This is a genomic window from Bacillus sp. OV322, assembly GCF_900112495.1.
GTDB lineage: Bacteria > Bacillota > Bacilli > Bacillales > DSM-1321 > Peribacillus.
In genome coordinates this window covers 39,104-65,032 of record NZ_FOMA01000011.1, presented here as the reverse complement: position 1 = coordinate 65,032, position 25,929 = coordinate 39,104, and the positions used below count along the sequence as shown (strand labels likewise).

The following is a 25,929-nucleotide window of genomic DNA, read 5'->3' as shown; positions in this document are numbered from 1 at the left end:
ACACCCGTTCCCATTCCGAACACGGCAGTTAAGCTCTTCAGCGCCGATGGTAGTTGGGGGTTCTCCCCCTGTGAGAGTAGGACGCCGCCAAGCAAACGGAAGGCCAGCAGAGATGCTGGTCTTTTTTGTGTGCAGAAATGGATATTTCATAAGAGTTCAAAAGAGAAAAAGAGTCCATTAAGCCAAAACCTGAATGCATAGCCAAAAAAAATTGAACGATGAGTGAGCAGCGTACGATTTATGGCGAGCGGCAGAAGCTGATGAAAAAGTTCCCCAGTCCGGTTACCGCTGTTCAGGTCTTCGAACGCAAGCATTAAACACGCGTACCAGGGCTGCAAGACCTATGGCATAGCAGAAGGTAATACAAGCACCATTTGCCATAATTAAATACGGTTTAAAGCAATTTGCCCGAATTACAGGGTTCTTATATAGAGGAATATCTGATTATGACTCACATAAAGGGCTTCAGTCTCATAGTATCTTATAGGCGCTAAAATGAAGTTTTTGGAAAGCATGCAATAAAATTTAGATTTTATCCGCAGGCAGCGTTTTACATGATTCATTATGAGGTATTAAATATATATAAAAAAATTAATTTTTAGAGTATGCCGACCCCTGCATTTTGGCGAAAATGGTTAATGCATTTACATAAAGCGTATGAGTTGCAAATTGTGATTTTCACTGTATAATAAAAGTCAAATATAGTCAAAGTCAGAATGGGGGAGGCGTAGTGAAGAATATATCTGATGTTATCGAAAATTATTTGAAGCAGATTTTAGAGATAAGTCAGAAGGATATTTTAGAAATAAAGAGAAGTGAAGTGGCAGATAAGTTTCAATGCGTTCCTTCTCAAATAAATTACGTAATCAACACCCGATTTACGATTGAAAGAGGTTATGTGGTTGAAAGCAAGCGTGGCGGCGGTGGCTATATAAGGATCATGAAAGTAAAATCATACGATCACGCGGAGCTAATCGATCAATTGATGTCTCTTTTGGGCTTAAGGGTTTCACAGTCAACGGCAGAAGGGGTTATTTTCCGGCTGATAAATGAAGAGATTATTAATAAAAGAGAAGCGAAGATTATGATGAGCGTTATTGATCGTTCTGTCATTTACATGGATCTGCCAGAGCGTGATGAATTAAGATCCCGTATATTGAAAGCCATGCTTACCACATTAAAATATAAATAGTCCGGCAGAGGTGATGAGAATGAATTGCCAGGAATGCAATCAAAGACCTGCAACTCTTCATTTTACGAAAATTATAAATGGCGAAAAGACTGAAGTCCATCTTTGTGAAGTATGTGCACAGGAAAAAGGCGATATGTTTATGCCTAATGGAGCACAAGGCTTCTCATTCAATCATTTGCTTGCAGGTTTGCTTAATAATATTGAACCTGGATTTCAGCAGACGAAAGCTAATTCATTTCCAAAGCGTGAAGAATTGCGGTGCAGCCGATGCAATCTTTCCTATCAGCAATTTGTTCATGTAGGCAAGTTCGGCTGTGCGGAATGCTATCAGTCCTTCAATGAACAGCTCGATCCTATCTTTAAGCGGGTGCATAGCGGCAATACTGCACATATCGGAAAAATACCAAAGAGGATTGGCGGAACGATTCATCTGAGAAAACAAATTACGGATTTAAAGGGTGTGCTGAAGCAGCATATCGATCAAGAGGAATTTGAAGAAGCAGCTGAAGTCAGGGATAAAATACGCTCACTGGAAAAAAGGCATGAAGAGCAAGAGGGGGTCGACCATTCATGAGCCTTGAACGGTTTGTTCAAAATGCAATGAGCTCCTGGTTAACAGAAGAAGGTCCTGAAAATGATATTGTTTTAAGCTCGCGTGTCCGCTTGGCAAGGAATTTTAAGGACTTCACTTTCCCTACTTTCTTTAAGCAAGAAGAAGCTCAGCAAATTCTGGGTTTAATTAAAAACAGGCTTGAAGAGTCAGACTCCGCACATCCTGGTGTCGGCAAGCTTGAGTTTATTGAAATGGGAGAACTGCAGCCGCTGGAAAAAAACGTACTGGTGGAGAAACACCTGATTAGCCCCCATTTGGCTGAGGAATCGCCTTATGGAGCATGCCTTCTATCTGAAAATGAAGAAGTCAGCATTATGCTGAATGAAGAAGACCACCTGCGCATACAGTGTTTATTTTCAGGGCTTCAGCTTACTGAGGCATTGAAGCTTGCAAATACAATTGACGACTGGGTCGAAGAAAATTTGGATTATGCATATGATGAGGAAAGAGGTTATTTGACCAGCTGCCCTACAAATGTGGGAACGGGCTTAAGGGCTTCAGTTATGATGCATTTGCCGGGCCTGGTGATGACACAGCAGCTTAACCAAATTATCCCTGCTATGAATCAGCTGGGGCTGGTGGTAAGGGGGATATACGGCGAAGGCAGTGAAGCCCTGGGGAATATTTTTCAGATATCCAACCAAATTACCCTGGGTAAATCTGAAAAAGACATCATTGAGGATCTTTCTATGGTGGTAAAACAGATAATCGCCCAGGAAAGGTCAGCAAGAGAAGCATTAGTTAAGACCTCTAACATACAATTAGAAGATAGAATATACCGATCTTATGGTATTTTATCAAATGCAAGAATTATTGAGACCAAGGAAGCGGCCAAATGCATTTCTGATGTTAGAATGGGGATAGATTTGGGCTATATCACCAACGTTTCCAAAAATATTTTAAGCGAGCTGATCATTTTGACTCAGCCGGGTTTCCTGCAAAAATATGCCGGGGGTCCACTGAGAGCCCGGGAAAGAGATATACGGCGTGCTTCATTGATAAGAGAACGATTAAATGAAGAGAAAAACGAAAATTCTGAAGGAGGAATTACCCTATGATGTTTGGTCGTTTTACTGAGAGAGCCCAAAAGGTCTTAGCTTTGGCACAGGAAGAAGCAATTCGTCTAGGACATAACAATATTGGAACAGAACATATATTGCTGGGTTTAGTCAGAGAAGGGGAAGGCATAGCAGCTAAGGCTTTGCATGCTCTTGGACTTGGTGCTGAAAAAATCCAGAAAGAAGTGGAAAATCTTATTGGCCGAGGACAGGAAACTGCACAAACTATCCATTACACTCCTCGTGCAAAAAAGGTGATTGAACTATCCATGGACGAAGCGAGAAAGTTAGGCCATTCCTATGTTGGAACCGAGCATGTGCTTTTAGGGCTTATCCGTGAGGGTGAAGGTGTAGCGGCACGTGTGCTCAATAACTTGGGAGTAAGCCTTAACAAGGCTCGCCAGCAGGTGCTTCAGCTATTGGGAAGCAATGAATCAGGCGGCCACCAGGGGAATGCTTCTGCAAATGCGAGCACTCCGACTCTGGATAGTCTTGCCCGTGATTTAACAGCTATTGCCCGTGAAGGCAGCCTTGATCCAGTTATTGGCCGTAGCAAGGAAATTCAGCGTGTAATTGAAGTGTTGAGCCGCCGGACAAAAAATAACCCAGTTCTTATCGGGGAGCCGGGTGTCGGCAAGACAGCGATTGCTGAAGGTCTTGCCCAGCAGATCATTAATAATGAAGTGCCGGAAATCCTTCGTGATAAGCGTGTTATGACCCTTGATATGGGCACTGTTGTAGCGGGAACCAAATACCGCGGTGAATTTGAGGACCGATTGAAAAAGGTCATGGATGAAATACGCCAGGCAGGAAACATTATTCTGTTTATTGATGAGCTTCATACACTGATTGGAGCAGGCGGAGCAGAAGGCGCAATCGATGCTTCAAATATTTTAAAGCCTTCATTGGCCCGCGGTGAATTGCAGTGTATCGGTGCAACCACTTTAGATGAATACCGCAAATATATCGAAAAGGATGCTGCACTAGAGCGGCGGTTCCAGCCGATTCAGGTCGATGAGCCGACTATCAGTGAATCCATTCAGATTTTGCAGGGCCTTCGTGACCGCTATGAAGCACATCACCGTGTTTCTATTACAGATGAAGCCATTGATGCAGCAGTTAAATTGTCAGACCGCTACATTTCAGACAGATTCCTTCCGGATAAGGCGATTGACTTAATAGATGAAGCGGGTTCAAAGGTTAGGCTTCGTTCTTACACAACACCGCCTAACTTAAAGGAACTTGAACATAAGTTAGATGAAGTGCGCAAAGAAAAAGATGCATCGGTCCAGAGCCAGGAATTTGAAAAGGCTGCTTCTTTAAGGGATACAGAGCAGCGGTTAAGAGAACAGCTTGAAGAAACTAAAAAGACCTGGAAGGAAAAGCAGGGACAGGAAAACAGCGAAGTAACCGTGGACGATATTGCCCATGTAGTATCAAGCTGGACTGGAGTTCCGGTAACGCGCCTTGCCCAGACTGAGTCTGATAAACTTCTTAATATGGAGGAGATCCTTCACTCCAGGGTTATAGGACAGGAAGAAGCGGTTAAAGCAGTTTCGAAAGCCGTCCGCCGTGCAAGAGCAGGGCTGAAGGATCCGAAACGCCCGATTGGTTCATTCATTTTCCTTGGGCCGACCGGTGTAGGTAAAACGGAGCTTGCAAGAGCTCTTGCAGAATCCATCTTCGGCGATGAAGAATCCATGATCCGAATTGATATGTCCGAGTATATGGAAAAACATTCGACATCACGTCTTGTCGGGTCGCCTCCAGGATATGTAGGGTATGAAGAAGGCGGGCAATTAACAGAAAAGGTCCGCAGAAAACCATATTCAGTAGTGCTGCTGGATGAGATTGAAAAAGCGCATCCTGACGTGTTTAATATTCTTCTGCAAGTACTTGAAGACGGAAGATTGACGGATTCCAAAGGACGCACTGTAGATTTCAGGAATACCATCCTGATTATGACTTCAAATGTCGGTGCATCTGCACTAAAAAGCAATAAATATGTAGGCTTTAATATCCAGGATGAAGGACAGGATTATAAAGATATGAAAGGGAAAGTAATGGAAGAGCTAAAACGTGCCTTCCGTCCAGAGTTCCTGAACCGTATCGATGAAACGATTGTTTTCCACTCCTTGGAGAAAAAGCATTTGAAGGAAATTGTCACTCTTATGGCAGATCAATTAATTACACGCCTGAAAGAGCAGGATATCTTACTGGAACTTACTGATGCAGCAAAAGAAAAAGTGGCAGATGAAGGTTTTGACCCTGAATATGGGGCAAGGCCAATCCGCAGGGCGATACAGAAACATGTAGAAGATTACCTTTCTGAAGAATTGCTCAAAGGCAACGTCCAAAAAGGGCATAAAGTGGTCCTGGATGTTCAAAACGGAGAATTTACAATTAAGCAGGGAGCAACTGTTAACGCTGACTGACTTTAAACAGCAAGGAGGTACACGCATATTTGCAGTGTACCTCTATTTTTTGGCTGTTTTATGGCTCGTGCTTCATAATGGGAAATGATGATTGAAGCGGAAAATCAGAGCCTGGAGCGGAAATTATCAGTCATTAACAATGCTTAATAAAAAATAGAAGGATTAAACCGCCAGGACATTTAATATGTTAGTAGTGGTGGCTGTAATTCTTATTAGATTGCAAGTGAAAAGGAGTTAATTATGGCTGCAAAAAAAAAGACAAAATTTATGTGCCAATCCTGCGGTTATGAATCTGCAAAATGGATGGGCAAATGCCCGGGGTGCGGTGAATGGAATCAGATGGTGGAAGAAGTTGAAATTGTCAAACCCGCCAGAAGAGGCGCTTTTTCGCATTCCGATCCTGCCGGATTGGGTGCTGGCCGCCAAAAGGCTGCGCCTATAACTACCATTGAAACATCACAGGAGCCCCGGATTGCGACTGACTTGGGAGAGTTGAACAGGGCGCTTGGCGGAGGAATTGTCCAAGGTTCACTGGTGCTGATAGGAGGGGACCCTGGAATCGGTAAGTCCACTCTATTGCTGCAGGTGTCTTCACAATTGGCGAGAAAACAAAAAAAGGTTCTTTATATATCGGGAGAAGAATCCGTTAAACAGACCAAGCTTAGAGCGGATCGTCTCGGGGCCGCTTCAGAAAATTTATTTGTTTATTCGGAAACAGATATGGATTACATTCAGCAGGCCATTAGCGATGTTCAGCCTGACCTTGTCATAATAGATTCGATTCAGACAGTCTTTCAATCTGAAGTAACATCTGCCCCTGGCAGTGTTTCTCAGGTCCGCGAGTGCACTTCCACGCTGATGCGGATTGCCAAGACTACAGGTGTTGCCATTTTTATTGTCGGCCATGTGACGAAAGAGGGAGCAATTGCCGGTCCCCGGCTATTAGAGCATATGGTGGATACTGTCCTGTATTTTGAAGGAGAGCGGCATCATACCTACCGAATCATCAGGGCGGTTAAAAACAGATTCGGTTCCACAAATGAAATGGGTATTTTTGAAATGAAGGAAAATGGGCTTGAAGAAGTCGGAAATCCGTCGGAAATATTTTTGGAGGAGCGCTCACAAGGCACATCTGGCTCAACAGTTGTTGCTTCCATGGAAGGAACCCGTCCGGTACTCGTTGAAATTCAGGCGCTAATTTCACCTACCAGCTTCGGGAATCCAAGGAGAATGGCAACAGGCGTTGACCATAACCGGGTTTCTCTGTTAATGGCTGTTTTGGAGAAAAGGGTTGGACTGCTTCTGCAGAACCAGGATGCTTACTTAAAGGTCGCTGGCGGAGTAAAGCTGGATGAACCGGCCATTGACTTGGCTGTATCGGTCAGTATTGCCTCCAGTTTCCGTGATAAACCGACAAAGCCATCTGACTGCCTGATTGGCGAAGTGGGGCTTACAGGGGAAGTCAGAAGGGTTTCACGCATTGAACAGCGGGTGCAGGAAGCTGCTAAGCTTGGCTTTGAACGCATTATTATCCCGTCGAATAACATAGGCGGATGGAGTGTTCCAAAAGGAATAGAAATCGTAGGAGTATCAACTGTGGCGGAGGCTCTTAAATATGCTTTAGGAGGGTGACGATGACAGATAAAAAGGCTTTTGAGAAAATGAAATTGGATATCCTTCAAGTGGTTGCTCCCGGTACTCCCCTGAGAGAAGGAATTGATAATGTATTACGGGCCAATACAGGCGGATTGATTGTAGTAGGGTGCAATGACCGTGTACGCTCTATTGTTGATGGAGGATTTTTAATCAACTGCCCCTGTACCTCAAGTACCATGTATGAGCTGGCTAAGATGGATGGAGCGATCATCCTGAATGAAAAAGCCAATCAAATCATTCTTGCCAATGCACAGCTTGCACCGGATACCTCTGTCCCTTCTACAGAAACAGGAATGAGGCACCGGACAGCTGAGCGGGTTGCGAGGGAAACAAAGACTCTTGTTATTGCAATCTCCCAAAGGCGGAATGTCATTACCCTTTATCAAGGTAATTTCCGCTATGCACTCAAAGATATCGCAGTCATTTTAGCAAAAGCCAACCTGGCCATTCAAACCCTTGAGAAATATAAAGCCGTTCTGCAGCAAAGCATATCGGACTTAGGTTTGCTGGAATTTGAGGAAATGGTTACGTATGCTGATCTTCTTCGGGTATTTCACAGATATGTAATGGTGCTAAGGATTAAAGGGGAGCTTCTTGCTTACCTAAATGAGCTGGGAACTGAAGGACGGCTGATCCGTCTCCAGATGAATGAGCTCCTGTTTGACCTTGAACAGGAGGGAAGGCTGCTTATTAAGGATTACAGCTATGATAAGGAGGAAAAGCCAGAAGGAATTATCGGGCGTCTTGAGGAGATGGCGCAGCTGGAAAAAATGGAAGACAGCCTATTGATCAAGGCGCTTGGATACAATGGTTATATACACCTGGACGAAAGCGTGAAAACCAGGGGTTACCGGCTTCTGCACAAAATTCCGCGGCTTCCCTCCTTGATTATTGAAAATTTGATAAAGCAATTTAATGATTTCACTCATATAAGCAAAGCAACTGTCGAACAGCTGGATGATGTAGAAGGAATTGGGGAAGTAAGGGCAAATAAAATAAAAGAGGGTTTGAAAATACTAAAAAACCAGCTGATTACTGAAAGAAAAATGTAGGATTTCAAAGTGTGAAAAATTTATGACAGCCTCCTTTTGCAGATGCTCTTTATCAGTTTCTTATTTTTGACACCCCTTTCCCCTGATGCTAGGCTAATGGTACAATCAATCCCGCTTCATGAAAGCTAGTGACAAAATAATCATTTTGCTGAATAAAAGCAACAATTTTGAAAACAGGGTTTCAATTTTTTTAAAGTGTCAATAATGATTAAAAGGAGGTGAGAGGATGTTAAAACGCATTATTCAAGCATGCTTTTTGATTTTAGGCGGAACTCTGGGCAGTTTCCTGATTCCTGAGCTATTAACGTTGTTACATGCAGATGATATTGCTTTTATAAACAATCCTTATGTTAGTGTAATTTTAGGCGCAATTATATTCTATCTTTTTACTTTTTGGGCAGTGGAGTATGTAGTCAACTTTATGAAGTGGTTTGAAGAAACGCTCGTTAAAGCCCCAATAACAGATATTATATTCGGGAGCCTTGGACTTATTGTAGGACTGTTTGCTGCCTTTTTAATAGGATCTGCTCTTAATTTAATCCAGGTTCCGGTCATTAATACGGTAGCGCCAATTCTCTTGACCCTGTTATTCGGCTATTTAGGCTTTCAGGTTGGATTTAAAAAACGTGATGAATTGCTGCACTTATTTTCAAGAAGCACGAAAAGAAAGGGTTTGGACGGCCATTCAGAAGATGGCGAGGATGATAGAAGCAAGCTGAAGATTCTTGATACAAGTGTTATTATTGATGGAAGAATCGCTGATATCTGCCAGACCGGGTTCCTGGAAGGGACAATAGTCATTCCCCAATTTGTACTGCATGAACTGCAGCATATCGCAGATTCCTCTGATGCACTGAAGAGAAACAGAGGCAGGCGCGGACTGGATATACTGAATCGTATCCAAAAAGAAGTGCCGATAAAAGTAGAAATGTATGAAGGCGATTTTGAAGATATTCAGGAAGTCGACAGCAAGCTTGTTAAGCTTGCGAAGATTTCAAACGGAATCGTTGTTACAAACGACTTTAACCTGAATAAAGTTTGCGAGTTTCAGAATGTTCAGGTGCTGAATATCAATGATTTGGCTAATGCCGTAAAACCTATAGTTCTTCCGGGTGAAGAGATGAATGTACAAGTCATTAAGGACGGAAAAGAACAGAATCAGGGAATTGCATATTTAGATGACGGGACAATGATCGTAGTGGAAGGCGGAAGGGATCATATCGGCAAACGCTTAGATGTTCTTGTGACTAGTGTTCTGCAGACATCTGCCGGCCGCATGATTTTTGCCAAGCCTAAATTGCTGGAAAAGGCATTATAAAACAGGTTAGGGGAAGAGATATGTTTTATGAAGTAGTAATACCTGCAGCCGGCCAGGGAAAGAGAATGAATGCGGGTAAAAATAAGTTATTCATTGAGCTGGCACAAATACCTATTATCGTTCATACTCTCAGGGTTTTTGAAGATGATCCCAATTGCAGGGGAATCATCCTTTCCATTAATCCTGCTGAGGAAGCGATATTCTCAGGCCTTATTTCCCTTTATGGTTTTAAAAAGATAAGTAAATTAACAGCAGGCGGCAGTGAACGCCAGCAAAGTGTATTCAATGGAATCAGGGAGTTATCGACTAGTGATATTGTGCTGGTTCACGACGGAGCACGGCCCTTTATCGATTCAGGACTGATTGGCGAGCTGGCAGATGCTGCCTCCGTACATGGAGGAGCGGTAGCGGCTGTTCCCGTGAAAGATACCATAAAAAAAGCAAAAGACGGAGCTGTACTGGAAACCGTTGAACGATCTGGCTTGTGGGCGGTTCAGACACCACAGGCTTTTCGTGTTTCAGCCCTGCTTGAAGCACATAAAAGAGCGGAAGAGGAAGGTTACCTGGGAACAGATGACGCAAGCCTGCTTGAAAGATCTGGCCAGCCTGTTGTCATTATAGAGGGAAACTATGATAACATTAAAATAACCACACAAGAAGACTTATACTTTGCCGAAGCCATTTTACATAAAAAAAGCGGAAGCGCCTTGAACAGCCTCGACTAGCATAAGACGCCTAAGAAAAGAAGGCGCACTTTGGCTTCATTTCTTAAGCGGTTTATGACCTCGAGAGGCTAGGCGCTGCAGCTGGACTAAAAAAAGCGGAAGCGCCTTGAACAGCCTCGACTAGCATAAGACGCCTAAGAAAAGAAGGCGCACTTTGGCTTCATTTCTTAAGCGGTTTATGACCTCGAGAGGCTAGGCGCTGCAGCTGGACTAAAAAAAGCGGAAGCGCCTTGAACAGCCTCGGCTAGCATAAGAAAGGCGAGTCGCAGCCTTTCTTAACTAAAAAAACAGATAAAAAAGGAGAGGGCTGTATGTTTAGAATTGGACAGGGATATGATGTGCACCAGCTTGTAGAAGGAAGGCCGCTAATTATCGGAGGAATCGATATTCCTTATGAAAAGGGATTGCTTGGTCACTCGGATGCAGATGTTTTGCTGCATACTGTTGGTGACGCGTGCTTGGGAGCAATTGGTGCGGGAGATATCGGAAAGCATTTTCCGGATACAGATCCGGAGTTTAAGGATGCTGATTCAGCCAAGCTTCTTCAGCATATTTGGACAATAGTAAAAAAAGAAGGATATGTGCTGGGAAATGCCGATTGTACGATTATAGCCCAAAGCCCCAAAATGGCTCCTTATATTGAGCAAATGAAGGAACGAATTGCTGAACTGCTTGAAGCAGCTCCAGACCAAATTAACGTGAAGGCAACAACCACGGAAAAGCTTGGATTTACCGGCAGAAGTGAAGGGATTGCTGCACAGGCGGTTGTTCTTTTAGTCAAAGCTGATTGAAGCAGTAATTGGGATGCTTTAAAATGTAATCCTGAAATGATAAGATGGAATGATAGATTATCAGTAATACCTTAGGAGGCGTCACAAAATGACTAGCGAAGTTCGAGTACGTTATGCACCAAGCCCGACTGGGCACCTGCACATTGGTAATGCGCGTACTGCTTTATTTAATTACCTGTTTGCAAGACACCAAGGCGGAAAATTCATCATCCGCATTGAAGATACAGATCAAAAACGCAACATTGAAGGCGGAGAAGAAAGCCAGCTGAAGTATTTGGATTGGCTGGGCATGGACTGGGATGAAGGCGTTGATGCCGGTGGAGAATACGGTCCTTACCGCCAGTCTGAAAGAAACGAAATTTATAGAGGTCTTTATACAAAGCTGCTCGATCAAGGGCTTGCCTATAAATGCTACTGCACGGAGGAAGAAATTGAAGCGGAGCGGGAAGAACAGGTTGCACGCAACGAAACACCGAAGTATTCCGGAAAATGCCGCCACCTCACTGATGAAGACCGGGCAAAATTAGAAGCTGAAGGAAGAAAACCGAGCATTCGTTTTGCTGTTCCTGCGGGCAAGGTTTACACGTTCAATGATATGGTGAAGGATGAGGTTTCTTTTGAATCTGATGGCATTGGTGACTTTGTTATTGTTAAAAAAGACGGAATCCCAACTTATAATTTCGCGGTAGCTGCGGATGATCATCTGATGGAAATTTCCCACGTGCTGCGCGGGGATGATCATATCTCGAATACACCGAAACAGCTGATGATTTATGAAGCATTTGGCTGGGAGCCTCCTGTTTTTGGCCATATGACGTTAATCGTAAATGAAAGCAGAAAAAAACTAAGCAAGCGGGATGAATCAATCATTCAGTTTATCGAGCAATATGAAGATTTAGGTTATCTGCCCGAAGCCCTCTTCAACTTTATTGCCTTGCTTGGATGGTCTCCGAGCGGGGAAGAAGAAATCTTCACAAAAGAGGAATTCATCGAGAAATTCGAGGCAGAACGCCTGTCCAAGTCACCTGCTCTTTTTGATCAGCAAAAGCTGGCATGGATGAATAACCAGTATGTGAAAGAGATTTCTGCAGAAAGAGCCATGGAAATATCCCTTCCTCACTTAATTAAAGCAGGCAGAGTATCTGCCGATTTGAGTGAACAGGAAACTGAATGGGTGAAGGACTTAGTTTCACTGTATCAGGAGCAAATGAGCTACGGAGCAGAAATTGTGCCGCTTTCCGGTCTATTCTTTAAAGACACCATTGACTTTGAAGAAGAAGCAAAGGAAGTTCTTGCTGAGGAACAAGTTCCTGAAGTGATGAAAGCATTTCTTGAGGAAGTTAACTCAATTGAGGACTTTACTGCTGAGGCCGTTAAAAAGGCGATTAAAAATGTGCAAAAGGGCACTGGCCACAAAGGGAAGAAGCTATTCATGCCGATCCGTTCCGCTGTTACCGGTCAGACCCATGGCCCCGACCTGCCTAAGGCGATCGCTCTTTTAGGCAAAGAAAAAATTAAACAGCGTCTAGAAAGCATTTTAAGTTAACAATTTGGCGAAAATATAATATAGTAATAAATAAAATCTTATACGATAAAAGCGCCGATAGGGAGAAGTAAGTAAACAAAGCTTATTAGAGAGAACCACACCTGCTGAAAGTGGTTTAAGCCTCTTGTTTCTGAAATGCACCCTTGAGTTCTTTGCTGAACATATTGCAGTAGGCAAAGACGGAATTTCCTCCGTTAAAGGATATAAGTTGGGGATGATCTGTTTTTGCACATGATGGCAAAAATACTATGACATTCCAAACAGAGTGGAACCGCGCTTGAAAAGCGTCTCTGTCATTATGGCAGAGGCGCTTTTTTGTTTTCTGAAAAATAGAAGAGAAATAAACAGGGCAAAAAAGACGGGGAGTCAGGAGGAAACACGGTGTTTAAAGTTTTTAAAGAAGACTTAGATGTGGTCTTTGACCAGGACCCTGCAGCACGCAGCTATTTAGAAGTCATATTGACTTATGCAGGCCTTCATGCCATTTGGAGCCACCGGCTTGCACATGCTTTGTTTAAAAGAAAGCTTTACTTTCTGGCGCGGATAATTTCACAAATCAGCCGATTCTTCACAGGAATTGAAATTCATCCAGGCGCAAAGATTGGAAAACGTTTTTTCATTGACCATGGAATGGGAGTAGTCATAGGGGAAACCTGTGAAATTGGCAATAATGTTTCTGTGTTTCAAGGGGTAACGCTGGGCGGTACAGGAAAAGAAAAAGGCAAACGCCACCCCACTATCAGGGATAATGTGTTAATCGCAACAGGAGCAAAGGTTCTTGGCTCCATTATCATAGGAGAAAACTCAAAAATCGGGGCAGGTTCCGTCGTGCTGAAAGAAGTACCGCCAAACTCGACAGTTGTAGGCATTCCGGGGAAAGTGGTTAAAAGAGACGGGATGAAAATCAATAAAGACCTTAATCATTCAGACCTGCCTGATCCGACTGGAGACAGATTTAAAGATCTGGAAAGACAAATACAAGAATTAAAAGCTGAATTAAAGCTTTGGCAGGAAAAAGGAGCAATCAAAAATGGCGATTAAAATTTATAATACCGTCACTAGAAAAAAAGAGGATTTTAAACCGTTAGAAGAAGGAAAAGTAAAAATGTATGTATGCGGTCCTACCGTATATAATTATATCCATATAGGAAATGCAAGGCCAGCTATCGTATTTGATACAGTAAGACGGCATCTTTCCTACCGCGGCTATGATGTTCAGTTTGTTTCTAATTTCACGGATGTAGACGATAAACTGATCCGGGCAGCCAAAGAGCTTGGAGAGGATGTTCCGGCTATTTCGGAAAGATTTATTAATGCCTACTTTGAGGACGTATCAGCACTCGGATGCAAAAGAGCGGATGCCCATCCTACCGTCATGGAAAATATGGACAGCATCATCGACTTCATTGCTGCATTAATTGAGAAAGGCTATGCATATGAATCTGAAGGAGATGTCTATTACAGGACACGGAAATTTGAGGGATATGGCAAGCTGTCACATCAATCCATTGATGAACTGCGCGTTGGGGCAAGGATTGAAGTAGGCGAAAAGAAGCAAGATGCACTTGACTTTGCACTTTGGAAAGCAGCCAAAGAAGGTGAAATCTCCTGGAACAGTCCATGGGGCATGGGACGCCCGGGATGGCATATCGAATGCTCGGCAATGGTGCGGAAATACCTTGGGGACACTATTGATATCCATGCTGGCGGACAGGATTTGGCATTCCCGCATCATGAGAACGAAATTGCCCAGTCGGAAGCCATGACAGGGAAGACATTTGCGAATTATTGGATGCATAACGGTTATATAAATATTGATAATGAAAAAATGTCTAAATCGCTTGGCAATTTTGTGCTTGTGCATGATATTATCAAAAAACATGACCCGAATGTACTAAGATTTTTCATGCTTTCCGTTCATTATCGCCATCCGATTAATTATAGCGAAGAGTTATTGGAAAATATGAATGCAGCAATGGATCGCTTAAAGACCTCTTACCAGAATCTGAAGCATCGCTTGAATTCAAGTGACGGTTTAACGGCAAATAACGAAGAATGGCTGCAGAATATTTCAGAGTTTCATGAACAATTCCTGAAAGAAATGGATGATGATTTCAATACAGCCAATGCCATTTCTGTTCTTTTTGAGCTTTCTAAACAGGCTAATTACTACTTGATGGAAAAAAACACGGATAAAAAGGTGATTGAGGCATTCATCAGCGAATTTGAAACCTTATTCGATATTTTAGGACTGACCCTAGAGGAAGAAGCCCTATTGGATGAAGATATTGAAGCGCTGATTCAGCAAAGAATACAGGCCCGAAAAGACCGCAATTTTAAACTTTCTGATGAAATCAGGGACCGTTTAAAGGATATGGATATCATTCTTGAAGATACACCACAGGGGACAAGATGGAAAAGAGGGTAAGTATGCTTCACTATGACAATAAAGTTGATGAAAAGACACTGAATAGCCTTGCCCTTGCTTACATGGGTGATGCCGTATATGAAACGTATATCCGGCATCACCTTATTCAAAAGGGAGCGGTAAAGCCCAATTTGCTGCATAGAGAAGCTACTTCCTTTGTATCCGCCAAAGCCCAAAGTAAAATTATTCATTTCTTCATCGAAACAAATAGGCTGACAGATGAAGAAACGGCAGTGGTGCGAAGAGGGAGAAATGCAAAGTCCGGTACAGTTCCAAAAAATACGGATGTCCAGACATACCGATATGGAACAGCGTTTGAAGCATTGATGGGCTTCTTGTATTTATCCGGACAAAACGAAAGACTGGAAGAGCTTGTTTTAGCCGCCATTACTTATATTGAAGACGAAAAAGGGAGATGAACCTATGAGCGAAGAATACATCATTGGAAAAAACCCCGTTTTGGAAGCTCTCCGTTCCGAACGGGATATTAATAAAATTTGGGTTGCAGAAGGATCTCAAAAAGGGCAAATGCAGCAAATTTTTTCTCTGGCGAAGGAAAATGGCGTTCTTGTGCAAATAGTGCCAAAGAAAAAGATTGACCAATTGGCAGAAGGAAATCACCAGGGGGTCGCCGCCCTGGTGGCAGCTTATGAATACTCAGAGGTGGATGATTTGTTCGCCGTTGCCCAAGAGCGGAATGAAGCACCTTTTTTCATTCTCCTGGATGAAATTGAAGATCCCCATAATCTTGGCTCCATCATGCGTACGGCTGATGCTGTGGGAGCACATGGGATCATTATTCCGAAGCGCAGGGCAGTAGGTCTGACTGCGACGGTTGCCAAAGCGTCAACAGGCGCAATAGAGTACATCCCTGTGGCCCGTGTGACAAATATGGCAAGAACCATCGACGAATTGAAAGAGCGGGCTGTCTGGATTGTCGGAACAGACGCTAAGGGAAGCGATGACTACCGGAGCATGGACGGCAAAATGGCGATTGGACTTGTCATTGGGAGTGAAGGAAAGGGTATGGGCAGGCTTGTCAGGGATAAATGTGATTTCCTGATTAACTTGCCGATGGCCGGCAGAGTCACCTCTTTAAATGCTTCTGTAGCAGCAAGCCTGCTGATGTATGAAGTGTATCGAAAAAGAAATCCTCTAGGGGAATAGAACATGAATATTCTGTTGGTAGACGGTTATAACATCATTGGAGCCTGGCCGGAACTAAGAGAATTAAAAGACAAAGATCTTGCGGCAGCCAGGGACCGGCTGATTGAGCAAATGGCTGAATACCAAGCATTTACAGGCGATCGGGTAATCATCATCTTTGATGCGCAATTCGTCCAGGGAATTGCCAGAAAATATAACAATTATAAGGTGGAAGTAATCTTTACCCGGGAAAATGAAACGGCAGACGAGCGGATTGAAAAAATGGCCATCGACTTAAATAATGTGAAGACCCAGGTTCATGTAGCTACTTCTGATTACACGGAACAATGGGTCATTTTCGGACAAGGTGCTCTAAGGAAGTCAGCCCGCGAGTTATTAATTGAAGTATCACAGATACATGCCGATATTGAAAAAAGCGTGAAAAAGACAGTGAAAATAAAACCAGCCACAAAAATCCAGCTTTCAGAAGAAGTTGCAGAAATATTCGAAAAATGGAGGCGGGGACAGCTGTAGGCTGTTGACGTATAAAATTTCCCTACTGTATAATATTGCTAACTACGGTGTACGGTCAGGGGGGGCAAATGTGGGTGTCAATTTTTCAATGAGGCATGATGAAAAGTATCTGCAATTTGATGATGATGTACTTATAGACCTGGTACATAAAGGCGACAGCGAAGCCTTGGATTTTTTAATCCATAAGTACAGAAACTTTGTCAGAGCCAAAGCAAGAACTTATTTTCTAATCGGCGCTGACAAGGAAGATATCGTTCAGGAAGGCATGATCGGCCTGTATAAAGCAATCCGTGACTTTAAAGGGGACAAGCTTTCTTCTTTTAAAGCCTTTGCTGAACTTTGCATTACAAGGCAGATAATCACAGCAATCAAGACAGCCACACGACAAAAGCATATCCCGCTGAACTCCTATATTTCTCTGGATAAGCCGATTTATGATGAAGAATCCGACCGGACACTCATGGATGTGATTTCAGGGACAAAAGCCCTGGATCCTGAAGAGCTGATCATCAGCCAGGAAGAATTCGATGACATTGAATTAAAGATGGCCGAATTGCTCAGTGATCTCGAAAGAAAAGTATTGTCTCTTTATTTGGATGGACAATCCTATCAGGAGATTTCTGAAGAACTGAATCGGCACGTTAAGTCTATTGATAATGCGCTCCAGCGTGTGAAGCGGAAGCTGGAACGCTATTTGGAGGTAAGGGAAGTTACACTTTAGCCGCCCCCTTTTACTATTGTGCAAGACAGATAGAACATGATTGGGCAGGTATAAAGCCTGCCTTTTCTCATTTTTTTGATTATTGACAATAAAAGACAGCCGTGATAAGGTTTTATGGACATAAAGATAGGACAGGTGTATGTTATGAGAAAAAAAATCATCCTGGCTTGTACCGATTGCGGATCCAGGAATTACAGCTCTGAAAGCAATAAAGAGTCTGGCACTGAACGGCTTGAGGTCAAAAAATATTGCAGTACATGCAATGCCCATACAGTCCACAAGGAAACAAAATAAACAATTTAAATAGATTTGAAAAAAGCTATCCCTATTTGTTGGAGGTACATTCATGAATCGCTTAACTGAGTTTTTCCGCGGAGTAGGCCGCGAGATGAGAAAAGTAAGCTGGCCTAAACGAAAAGAGCTTGCAAGATATACAGTCGTTGTTGTAACAACTGTAGCTGTAATGGCTGTGTTTTTTACAGTTGTGGATTTAGGGATTTCTAAATTAATTCGCTTTGTTCTTGAATAAGAGATTTAAAAATAAGGTATAATAGTGATAGAATAATAAGTGTCAGAAGAAAAGCCCGGAAACGGGTTTTTTAATTTGTCTTTTTTTATTTACAATAAAAACGCTATTTATTGTTCGTATGTCAGTTTGTTCACGCGGCTGCCGCCAGGACATAAGGAAGTGTTCCGGAAAAACGGATCTGCCGCCCGGGACTGGAGCAAATTGGGGAGGCGCGGATATAACCTTCTGAATCCTTTTGTCCCGCGAACAGGCTGCAGCACTTGTGTCAGACTAATAAATAATGGCATGTATTGCCTTGCGAAAATAGAAATGAACACGGGGAGGGATGGACGAAAAGTCCAAATGAATGGAAAAGAACTGGTATGTTGTGCACACTTATTCAGGATATGAAAATAAAGTAAAAGCAAATCTTGAAAAACGTGTAGAAACAATGGGTATGGAAGATAAGATATTCCGGGTAGTTGTACCGGAAGAGGAAGAAACAGAAATCAAAGACGGCAAAAAGAAGGTAATGAAAAAGAAAGTGTTTCCGGGCTATGTGCTTGTAGAGATTATCATGACTGATGATTCATGGTATGTTGTGCGAAACACACCGGGAGTTACAGGATTCGTTGGCTCATCTGGAGCGGGATCCAAGCCGACCCCATTATTGCCTGAAGAAATTGAAGTAGTTTTGAAGCGCATGGGAGTAGATGAAAAACGCATTGAAGTTGACTTCGAAATCGGTGAAACCGTACAGGTGAAAGAAGGTCCGTTTGCGAACTTTACCGGATTGATCGAAGAACTTGATACAGATAAAAGCAAAGTCAAGGTGCTCGTCAACATGTTTGGCCGGGATACACCAGTTGAACTTGATTTTAACCAGGTGGAAAAATTATAAATTGAAATAACTTGAAATCACTTTTGGAAAGTGGTAAAATTTCAAAGGTCAGTATGTTTCATATGAGACCTTAACGATCTAAACATTCTTTATTCACAATATAAAGAATTACGATGAGTGGGAGGGTAAATACCCTATTACCACATCACGGACTTATAAGGAGGTGTGTCTCGTGGCTAAAAAAGTAATTAAAATGGTTAAATTGCAAATTCCTGCTGGTAAAGCTAATCCGGCTCCACCGGTTGGTCCTGCATTGGGTCAAGCTGGTGTTAATATCATGGGATTCTGTAAGGAGTTTAATGCTCGTACAGCAGACCAAGCTGGTCTTATCATACCTGTAGAAATCACAGTATTTGAAGACCGTTCATTTACATTTATTACAAAAACTCCGCCGGCTGCAGTATTGCTTAAAAAAGCGGCTGGAATTGAGTCTGGTTCTGGTGAACCTAACCGTAACAAAGTTGCTACAGTCAAGCGTGATAAAGTACGTGAGATTGCTGAAACTAAAATGCCTGATCTAAACGCAGCAAACGTTGAATCTGCTATGCGTATGGTTGAAGGTACAGCACGCAGTATGGGTATTGTCATCGAAGACTAATCCATATAAAAGCTATTGGTTTCTACGAGGTTGCGATTGATACTCGCAACCTTTATTCGTGGGAGGTCATTCCGTTAAAACCACAATTTAGGAGGATTTATATCATGGCAAAAAAAGGTAAACAGTATCTTGAAGCAGCTAAACTAGTTGACAGTTCAAAAGCTTACTCAGCGGCTGAAGCTGTTGAATTAGCTAAAAAAGTTAATTTTTCAAAATTCGATGCAACAGTTGAAGTGGCTTTCCGTTTAGGCGTAGACCCTAAGAAAGCAGATCAGCAAATCCGTGGAGCAGTAGTGCTTCCTAATGGAACTGGTAAAACTCAGCGTGTATTGGTTTTTGCAAAAGGCGAAAAAGCTAAAGAAGCAGAAGCTGCCGGAGCTGACTTCGTAGGCGATACAGACTACATCGCTAAAATCCAGCAAGGATGGTTTGACTTCGATGTAATCGTAGCTACTCCTGACATGATGGGTGAAGTTGGTAAACTTGGACGTGTATTAGGACCTAAAGGCTTAATGCCAAACCCTAAAACAGGAACAGTTACATTTGATGTTACTAAAGCAGTTAACGAAATCAAAGCTGGTAAAGTAGAATACCGCGTTGATAAAGCTGGTAATATTCATGCTCCAATCGGTAAAGTTTCTTTCGAAGACAGCAAATTGGTTGAAAACTTTACAACAATCTATGATACATTGATGAAAGTTAAGCCTGCAGCTGCAAAAGGAACTTACATGAAGAATGTTTCTGTAACAACTACAATGGGCCCTGGCGTGAAGGTTGATCCTTCTTCTTTCGTAGCAGTAAAAAATTAATTTGACAATCCAAAACGATTATTGATATAATACGTTTTGTGTTAATAAATGAATATCATTTGTACCGAAGACAGCAGGGGCTTTTGGCTTAATATCCTGCCTAGGTAATTCGATAAATATAGTTTTAGGACTATGACTTTTGAAATTACTGCCTTCATGTCTGCTTGATATGAAGGCTTTTTCTTTAAACGGTATAAATGTTTTCAAGCAAATCAATAGGAGGTGTAAGGATGAGCAGCGTTATCGAACAAAAGAAACAAATCGTTGAAGAGATTGCTGATAAATTTAAAGCAAGCCAATCAACTGTTGTAGTTGACTACCGCGGACTGACTGTTAGTGAAGTTACTGAACTTCGTAAACAGCTTCGTGATGCAGGCGTTGAGTTCAAGGTTTACAAAAACTCAATGACTCGCCGTGCAGTTGAAGCAGCTGAACTTACTGGTTTGAACGAATCTCTTACAGGACCAAATGCAATTGCGTTCTCTAGTGAAGATGTTATTGCGCCAGCGAAAATCCTTAACGATTTCGCGAAAAAACATGAAGCATTAGAAATCAAAGCTGGAGTTATCGAAGGAAATGTTGCATCTGCTGAAGAAATTAAAGCACTTGCAGATCTTCCATCACGTGAAGGCTTGCTGTCTATGCTACTAAGCGTGCTTCAAGCACCTATCCGCAATCTTGCTCTTGCAGCAAAAGCTGTTGCAGAACAAAAAGAAGAGCAAGGCGCGTAAGCTAATAGCCGCTACCGGCCGATTTTAAAAAAACAACCATACTAGGAGGAACTATACAATGACTAAAGATCAAATCATTGAAGCAGTTAAAAACATGACTGTTTTAGAATTAAATGACCTTGTAAAAGCAATCGAAGAAGAATTTGGCGTAACTGCTGCTGCTCCTGTAGCAATGGGCGGCGGAGCTGCTGCTGGCGGTGCTGCTGAAGAACAAACTGAATTTGATGTTATCCTTGCTAGCGCTGGAGACCAAAAAATCAAAGTTATCAAAGCTGTTCGCGAAATCACAGGTCTTGGACTTAAAGAAGCGAAAGAACTTGTTGACAACACACCTAAAGCTATCAAAGAAGGCGTGTCTAAAGAAGAAGCAGAAGAAGTTAAAGGTAAACTTGAAGAAGTTGGAGCAAACGTTGAAGTTAAGTAATGTTGCTTGATAAAAAAGCTCGCTTATATTAGCGGGCTTTTTTTCACTTCATTTCTTGTTTTCTCCATGTCTGTACGGCTGATTAGATATTGCGGCCGTTTGAATAACTGGATTCTTGAGGCGGTGCCAACAGGGAATTCTCTTGTTAAATAAAGAATCCGCGACTCCGTTTCTTGAAAAATCTTCTCTCATATTTTCTTCAATTATTCCTTTCCGATAGGAGGAGATGACTCTGTCAGACCACTACTATTCACAAAATCCGGATGTGGAAAGCAATCCGAAATTTTGGGATGATACATTAAGAGGACGTAAACTCCGTTTTAAAAGTGATAATGGCGTATTCTCTAAAAATGATATTGATTTTGGTTCGCGCCTTCTTATTGAAACTTTTCAATTTGATAGCGAACTGAGAGGGGATATCCTGGATGTTGGTTGCGGATACGGTCCTATTGGACTATCTGTTGCAGCTTCTTTTCCGGAAAGAACCGTAGAAATGGTAGATATCAATAACCGTGCTGTAGAACTTGCTAAAGATAACGCAAAAGCCAACGGAATAAGCAATGTGAAAATCTATGAAAGTGACAGGCTGGAAAATGTCCAATCCTCCCAGTTTGCTGCTATATTAACAAATCCTCCTATAAGGGCAGGAAAAAAGGTTGTTCATGAGATTTTCGAGGAAAGTTTTAAGAAATTAGTCACTGGCGGCGAATTGCGGGTTGTCATTCAAAAAAAGCAGGGTGCGCCATCAGCAATGGATAAAATGGAGCAGCTTTTTGGAAATGCAGAGATAGCAGAAAAGAAAAAGGGCTATTGGATTCTTGTATCTAAAAAGGTTTGACTCTGTTTTTTGGCTATGTTAGTATTATATAATGCATATATATAATTCCTTAACTATGCAATTTTTGTACCATTTTTAGTATAAAAAATGCATAATGTGGAAAAAATATATAAATAATAGTTCGTTTTATGAGTAATAGTGGTTTTTTTAATACAAAAACCATTTTCTTTTTGTCTTTTGGAATTTAACAAGTCCAAGAGATGATTAGATCCTTATAATGCTTGATTTAAGGGGTGAATCTGTTGACAGGTCAACTTGTTCAGTATGGACGACACCGCCAGCGCAGAAGCTATGCTAGAATTAGCGAGGTTTTGGAATTACCAAATCTTATTGAAATTCAAACAGCTTCTTATCAATGGTTTTTAGACGAAGGACTTAGGGAAATGTTTCAGGATATTTCTCCGATTGAAGATTTTACAGGTAATTTATCACTTGAGTTTATTGATTATAGCCTGGGTGACCCGAAATACTCTGTAGAAGAAACAAAAGAGCGGGATGTTACATACTCTGCTCCTCTTCGTGTAAAGGTACGTCTTGTAAATAAAGAAACAGGGGAAGTAAAAGACCAGGATGTTTTCATGGGCGATTTCCCTCTTATGTCTGAAACCGGCACATTTATTATAAATGGTGCTGAGCGTGTTATCGTATCACAGCTGGTGCGTTCTCCAAGTGTATATTACAACGGTAAAATGGACAAAAACGGCAAGCGCGGTTACAGCGCAACTGTCATTCCTAACCGCGGTGCTTGGCTGGAGTACGAAACAGATGCCAAAGATGTAGTTTATGTAAGGATTGACCGCACCAGAAAGCTGCCTATCACGGTATTGCTTCGTGCGCTTGGTTTTGGTACAGATCAGGAAATCATTGATTTAATCGGTGATAATGAATATATCCGCAACACGCTTGAAAAGGACAATACTGAAAGTGTTGAAAAAGCGCTGCTCGAAATTTATGAGCGTCTGCGTCCGGGTGAACCGCCTACTGTAGAAAACGCCAAGAGTCTTTTGGTATCCAGATTCTTTGATCCTAAACGATATGATCTGGCTAATGTAGGGCGTTATAAGATAAATAAAAAGCTTCATATTAAAAACCGCTTGTTTGGCCAGCGCATCGCTGAAACGTTAATTGATCCTGAAACAGGTGAAATTGTCGTTGAAAAAGGCACATTGCTTGATCGCCGTAATCTGGATAAAATCCTGCCAAATATCGAAGCGGGAATCGGTTTTAAAACCTACCATCCAACAGGCGGGGTAGTAGAAGAGGAAACTCTTCTTCAGCCTATTAAAATATATGCTCCAAATGATGCTGAAGGCGAAAAAGTAATTAATGTCATCGGCAATGCTTATGTATCCGATCAGGTGAAGAACATTACACCTGCTGATATTATTTCTTCTATCAGTTATTTCTTCAACCTGCTGCATCAGGTCGGAATTACGGATGATATTGACCATTTGGGAAATCGCCGTCTCCGTTCTGTCGGTGAATTGCTTCAGAACCAATTCCGCATCGGCTTATCCCGTATGGAGCGTGTTGTCCGCGAGAGAATGTCGATTCAGGATACGAACACAATTACACCACAGCAGCTTATCAATATTCGTCCTGTCATTGCTTCTATTAAAGAGTTCTTCGGAAGCTCTCAATTATCGCAATTCATGGACCAGACGAATCCTTTGGCAGAATTGACTCATAAACGCCGTCTTTCTGCATTGGGACCAGGCGGGTTAACCCGTGAGCGTGCCGGCTTTGAAGTCCGTGACGTTCACTACTCCCACTATGGCCGCATGTGTCCGATTGAGACACCAGAGGGCCCGAACATCGGTCTGATTAACTCTCTTTCCAGTTATGCAAAGGTGAACCCTTATGGATTTATTGAAACTCCATATCGCCGTGTAGATCCGGAAACAGGAAAAATCACTAATCGCATCGACTATTTGACAGCTGATGAAGAAGATAACTATGTTGTAGCACAGGCGAATGTCCGTCTTTCTGATGATGGTTCATTTGTTGATGAAGATGTAGTAGCCCGTTTCCGGGGAGAAAACACTGTAGTTCCGCGTGATCGCGTTGACTACATGGATGTATCTCCTAAACAGGTTGTATCTGCTGCGACAGCATGTATTCCTTTCCTTGAAAATGATGACTCCAACCGTGCGCTTATGGGAGCGAACATGCAGCGTCAAGCAGTTCCTTTAATGCAGCCGGAAGCTCCGCGTGTCGGAACCGGTATGGAATATGTTTCTGCAAAGGATTCTGGAGCTGCTGTAATATGCAAGCATCCAGGCATTGTAGAGCATGTGGAGTCCCGTGAAGTATGGGTGCGCCGTGTGAGTGAGGTTGACGGACAGGAAGTTAAAGGAAACCTTGACAAGTACCGCATGCTTAAATTTATCCGTTCCAATCAGGGAACGTGCTATAACCAGCGTCCGATCGTAAGTGTCGGCGATAAAGTGGTAAAAGGAGAAATCCTTGCTGATGGCCCTTCAATGGAAAAAGGAGAGCTGGCACTTGGCCGTAATGTCCTTGTTGCCTTCATGACATGGGATGGCTACAACTATGAAGATGCCATCATTATGAGTGAACGCCTTGTAAAAGATGATGTTTATACATCTATCCATATTGAAGAATATGAGTCAGAGTCACGTGATACCAAGCTTGGACCTGAAGAAATCACCCGTGATATTCCAAACGTCGGTGAAGACGCATTGCGCAATCTTGACGAGCGCGGAATCATCCGTGTGGGTGCGGAAGTAAAAGACGGCGACCTCCTAGTAGGTAAAGTAACTCCTAAAGGGGTGACGGAACTTACTGCTGAAGAACGTCTATTGCATGCAATCTTTGGTGAAAAAGCACGTGAAGTCCGTGATACATCACTTCGGGTTCCGCATGGCGGCGGCGGTATCGTACTGGATGTAAAAGTATTCAACCGTGAAGACGGAGATGAGCTTCCTCCAGGCGTAAACCAGCTGGCACGTGTGTACATCGTTCAGAAACGTAAAATTCACGAAGGCGATAAAATGGCCGGACGACACGGAAACAAAGGTGTTATCTCCCGCATACTGCCTGAAGAAGATATGCCTTACATGCCTGATGGCACACCGGTTGATATCATGTTGAATCCTCTGGGTGTTCCGTCCCGTATGAATATCGGCCAGGTACTTGAGCTTCACCTTGGAATGGCAGCCCGTGCACTTAATATTCACGTAGCTTCACCAGTATTTGACGGAGCTCGTGAGGAAGATGTATGGTCTACAATTGAAGAAGCTGGAATGGCGAGAGATGCCAAGACGGTTCTTTATGATGGACGTTCTGGTGAACCGTTTGATAACCGTGTTTCTGTAGGCGTCATGTATATGATTAAGCTTGCCCACATGGTAGACGATAAGCTTCATGCCCGTTCAACTGGACCTTACTCACTTGTAACGCAGCAGCCTCTTGGCGGTAAAGCGCAATTTGGCGGACAGCGTTTTGGAGAAATGGAAGTTTGGGCTCTTGAAGCATACGGTGCTGCTTATACTCTTCAAGAAATCCTTACCGTTAAATCTGATGACGTGGTTGGACGTGTTAAGACTTATGAAGCCATCGTCAAGGGTGAAAACGTTCCTGAACCTGGAGTGCCTGAATCATTCAAAGTATTGATAAAAGAACTCCAAAGTTTAGGATTGGATGTCAAGATCATGAATGCAGAAGACCGTGAAATTGAAATGCGTGATTTAGAAGATGAAGATGATCCTAACCAATCGGATACTTTGTCCATTGAAGGCGAAGATAAAGATATGGTTGCTTCTGAAGCAGGAGCTAAAAACGCAGGCAACAACTAATTAATGATATGAACTGACGGGCAGTTACTGGTATCCCTGCATTTTGCCGGGGCACCGGCTGCCTGTTGGAGCATTTAATTTAAATAC

The 25,929-nt window shown here is 42.6% G+C and carries 25 protein-coding genes, 1 rRNA gene and 2 other annotated features; all 26 genes read left to right on the top strand.

The features are described 5' to 3' along the window. A 5S ribosomal RNA gene (gene rrf, locus BM126_RS20760) occupies nucleotides 1-93 on the top strand; the annotation flags it as partial. Nucleotides 94-730: 637 nt separating this feature from the next. After that, the gene (locus BM126_RS20755; RefSeq protein WP_071351422.1) at nucleotides 731-1,192 is read left to right on the top strand and encodes a CtsR family transcriptional regulator; all 462 of its coding nucleotides are present in this window, start codon (nucleotides 731-733) and stop codon (nucleotides 1,190-1,192) included. 19 nt (nucleotides 1,193-1,211) lie between these two features. Next, nucleotides 1,212-1,766: a protein-arginine kinase activator protein McsA gene (locus BM126_RS20750; protein ID WP_090991258.1), complete on the top strand. Its 555-nt coding sequence runs from the start codon at nucleotides 1,212-1,214 to the stop codon at nucleotides 1,764-1,766. Next, nucleotides 1,763-2,863 (top strand): protein-arginine kinase McsB, encoded by a 1,101-nt coding sequence (locus BM126_RS20745; RefSeq protein WP_090991257.1) that lies wholly within the window; start codon nucleotides 1,763-1,765, stop codon nucleotides 2,861-2,863. The genes BM126_RS20750 and BM126_RS20745 overlap by 4 nt, the downstream gene beginning before the upstream one ends. Beyond that, on the top strand, nucleotides 2,860-5,298 hold the full coding sequence (gene clpC / locus BM126_RS20740; RefSeq protein ID WP_090991256.1) for an ATP-dependent protease ATP-binding subunit ClpC: 2,439 nt from the start codon (nucleotides 2,860-2,862) through the stop codon (nucleotides 5,296-5,298). The genes BM126_RS20745 and clpC overlap by 4 nt, the downstream gene beginning before the upstream one ends. Before the next feature lie 240 nt (nucleotides 5,299-5,538). Further along, nucleotides 5,539-6,930 (top strand): DNA repair protein RadA, encoded by a 1,392-nt coding sequence (gene radA, locus BM126_RS20735; RefSeq protein ID WP_090991255.1) that lies wholly within the window; start codon nucleotides 5,539-5,541, stop codon nucleotides 6,928-6,930. Between the two features lie 2 nt (nucleotides 6,931-6,932). Then, the gene (gene disA / locus BM126_RS20730; RefSeq protein WP_090991254.1) at nucleotides 6,933-8,006 is read left to right on the top strand and encodes a DNA integrity scanning diadenylate cyclase DisA; all 1,074 of its coding nucleotides are present in this window, start codon (nucleotides 6,933-6,935) and stop codon (nucleotides 8,004-8,006) included. Between the two features lie 226 nt (nucleotides 8,007-8,232). Then, nucleotides 8,233-9,324, top strand: coding sequence for a PIN/TRAM domain-containing protein (locus BM126_RS20725; protein ID WP_090991253.1), 1,092 nt, complete (start codon nucleotides 8,233-8,235; stop codon nucleotides 9,322-9,324). A 20-nt stretch (nucleotides 9,325-9,344) separates the two neighbouring features. After that, nucleotides 9,345-10,049 carry a 2-C-methyl-D-erythritol 4-phosphate cytidylyltransferase gene (gene ispD / locus BM126_RS20720; protein WP_090991252.1) on the top strand — a complete coding sequence of 235 codons (705 nt, stop codon included), beginning with the start codon at nucleotides 9,345-9,347 and terminating at the stop codon, nucleotides 10,047-10,049. A gap of 311 nt (nucleotides 10,050-10,360) precedes the next feature. Next, nucleotides 10,361-10,840: a 2-C-methyl-D-erythritol 2,4-cyclodiphosphate synthase gene (gene ispF / locus BM126_RS20715; RefSeq protein WP_090991251.1), complete on the top strand. Its 480-nt coding sequence runs from the start codon at nucleotides 10,361-10,363 to the stop codon at nucleotides 10,838-10,840. A gap of 88 nt (nucleotides 10,841-10,928) precedes the next feature. Further along, nucleotides 10,929-12,386, top strand: coding sequence for a glutamate--tRNA ligase (gene gltX, locus BM126_RS20710; RefSeq protein WP_090991250.1), 1,458 nt, complete (start codon nucleotides 10,929-10,931; stop codon nucleotides 12,384-12,386). A gap of 45 nt (nucleotides 12,387-12,431) precedes the next feature. Beyond that, nucleotides 12,432-12,681 (top strand) — a binding site (T-box leader). A gap of 86 nt (nucleotides 12,682-12,767) precedes the next feature. Further along, nucleotides 12,768-13,427, top strand: coding sequence for a serine O-acetyltransferase (gene cysE, locus BM126_RS20705; RefSeq protein ID WP_090991249.1), 660 nt, complete (start codon nucleotides 12,768-12,770; stop codon nucleotides 13,425-13,427). Further along, a complete protein-coding gene (cysS, locus tag BM126_RS20700) occupies nucleotides 13,417-14,814 on the top strand; it encodes a cysteine--tRNA ligase (RefSeq protein ID WP_090991248.1) in 1,398 nt (465 codons plus the stop codon). The genes cysE and cysS overlap by 11 nt, the downstream gene beginning before the upstream one ends. Before the next feature lie 2 nt (nucleotides 14,815-14,816). Beyond that, nucleotides 14,817-15,233: a Mini-ribonuclease 3 gene (locus BM126_RS20695; RefSeq protein WP_090991247.1), complete on the top strand. Its 417-nt coding sequence runs from the start codon at nucleotides 14,817-14,819 to the stop codon at nucleotides 15,231-15,233. A 4-nt stretch (nucleotides 15,234-15,237) separates the two neighbouring features. Continuing rightward, nucleotides 15,238-15,981: a 23S rRNA (guanosine(2251)-2'-O)-methyltransferase RlmB gene (gene rlmB, locus BM126_RS20690; protein WP_090991246.1), complete on the top strand. Its 744-nt coding sequence runs from the start codon at nucleotides 15,238-15,240 to the stop codon at nucleotides 15,979-15,981. A 3-nt stretch (nucleotides 15,982-15,984) separates the two neighbouring features. Further along, a complete protein-coding gene (locus BM126_RS20685; RefSeq protein WP_090991245.1) occupies nucleotides 15,985-16,494 on the top strand; it encodes an NYN domain-containing protein in 510 nt (169 codons plus the stop codon). A gap of 88 nt (nucleotides 16,495-16,582) precedes the next feature. Beyond that, nucleotides 16,583-17,215, top strand: coding sequence for an RNA polymerase sporulation sigma factor SigH (gene sigH, locus BM126_RS20680; RefSeq protein ID WP_170846125.1), 633 nt, complete (start codon nucleotides 16,583-16,585; stop codon nucleotides 17,213-17,215). 144 nt (nucleotides 17,216-17,359) lie between these two features. Further along, nucleotides 17,360-17,509 carry a 50S ribosomal protein L33 gene (gene rpmG, locus BM126_RS20675; RefSeq protein ID WP_083392117.1) on the top strand — a complete coding sequence of 50 codons (150 nt, stop codon included), beginning with the start codon at nucleotides 17,360-17,362 and terminating at the stop codon, nucleotides 17,507-17,509. A gap of 52 nt (nucleotides 17,510-17,561) precedes the next feature. Beyond that, on the top strand, nucleotides 17,562-17,744 hold the full coding sequence (gene secE / locus BM126_RS20670; protein ID WP_071351406.1) for a preprotein translocase subunit SecE: 183 nt from the start codon (nucleotides 17,562-17,564) through the stop codon (nucleotides 17,742-17,744). Between the two features lie 346 nt (nucleotides 17,745-18,090). Next, complete coding sequence (gene nusG / locus BM126_RS20665) at nucleotides 18,091-18,624, top strand: transcription termination/antitermination protein NusG (protein WP_090991244.1); 534 nt, start codon at nucleotides 18,091-18,093, stop codon at nucleotides 18,622-18,624. 172 nt (nucleotides 18,625-18,796) lie between these two features. Beyond that, on the top strand, nucleotides 18,797-19,222 hold the full coding sequence (gene rplK / locus BM126_RS20660; protein WP_029282857.1) for a 50S ribosomal protein L11: 426 nt from the start codon (nucleotides 18,797-18,799) through the stop codon (nucleotides 19,220-19,222). Nucleotides 19,223-19,326: 104 nt separating this feature from the next. Further along, nucleotides 19,327-20,031, top strand: a complete 705-nt coding sequence (gene rplA, locus BM126_RS20655; RefSeq protein WP_090991243.1) for a 50S ribosomal protein L1 — start codon at nucleotides 19,327-19,329, stop codon at nucleotides 20,029-20,031. A gap of 46 nt (nucleotides 20,032-20,077) precedes the next feature. Then, nucleotides 20,078-20,223 (top strand) — a sequence feature (ribosomal protein L10 leader region). Nucleotides 20,224-20,261: 38 nt separating this feature from the next. Further along, nucleotides 20,262-20,762 carry a 50S ribosomal protein L10 gene (rplJ, locus tag BM126_RS20650; protein WP_071351403.1) on the top strand — a complete coding sequence of 167 codons (501 nt, stop codon included), beginning with the start codon at nucleotides 20,262-20,264 and terminating at the stop codon, nucleotides 20,760-20,762. A gap of 58 nt (nucleotides 20,763-20,820) precedes the next feature. Continuing rightward, complete coding sequence (rplL, locus tag BM126_RS20645) at nucleotides 20,821-21,186, top strand: 50S ribosomal protein L7/L12 (RefSeq protein WP_071351402.1); 366 nt, start codon at nucleotides 20,821-20,823, stop codon at nucleotides 21,184-21,186. A 232-nt stretch (nucleotides 21,187-21,418) separates the two neighbouring features. Continuing rightward, complete coding sequence (locus BM126_RS20640; protein ID WP_090991259.1) at nucleotides 21,419-22,024, top strand: class I SAM-dependent methyltransferase; 606 nt, start codon at nucleotides 21,419-21,421, stop codon at nucleotides 22,022-22,024. Between the two features lie 242 nt (nucleotides 22,025-22,266). Continuing rightward, on the top strand, nucleotides 22,267-25,842 hold the full coding sequence (gene rpoB / locus BM126_RS20635) for a DNA-directed RNA polymerase subunit beta (RefSeq protein ID WP_090991242.1): 3,576 nt from the start codon (nucleotides 22,267-22,269) through the stop codon (nucleotides 25,840-25,842). Nucleotides 25,843-25,929 lie beyond the last annotated feature (87 nt).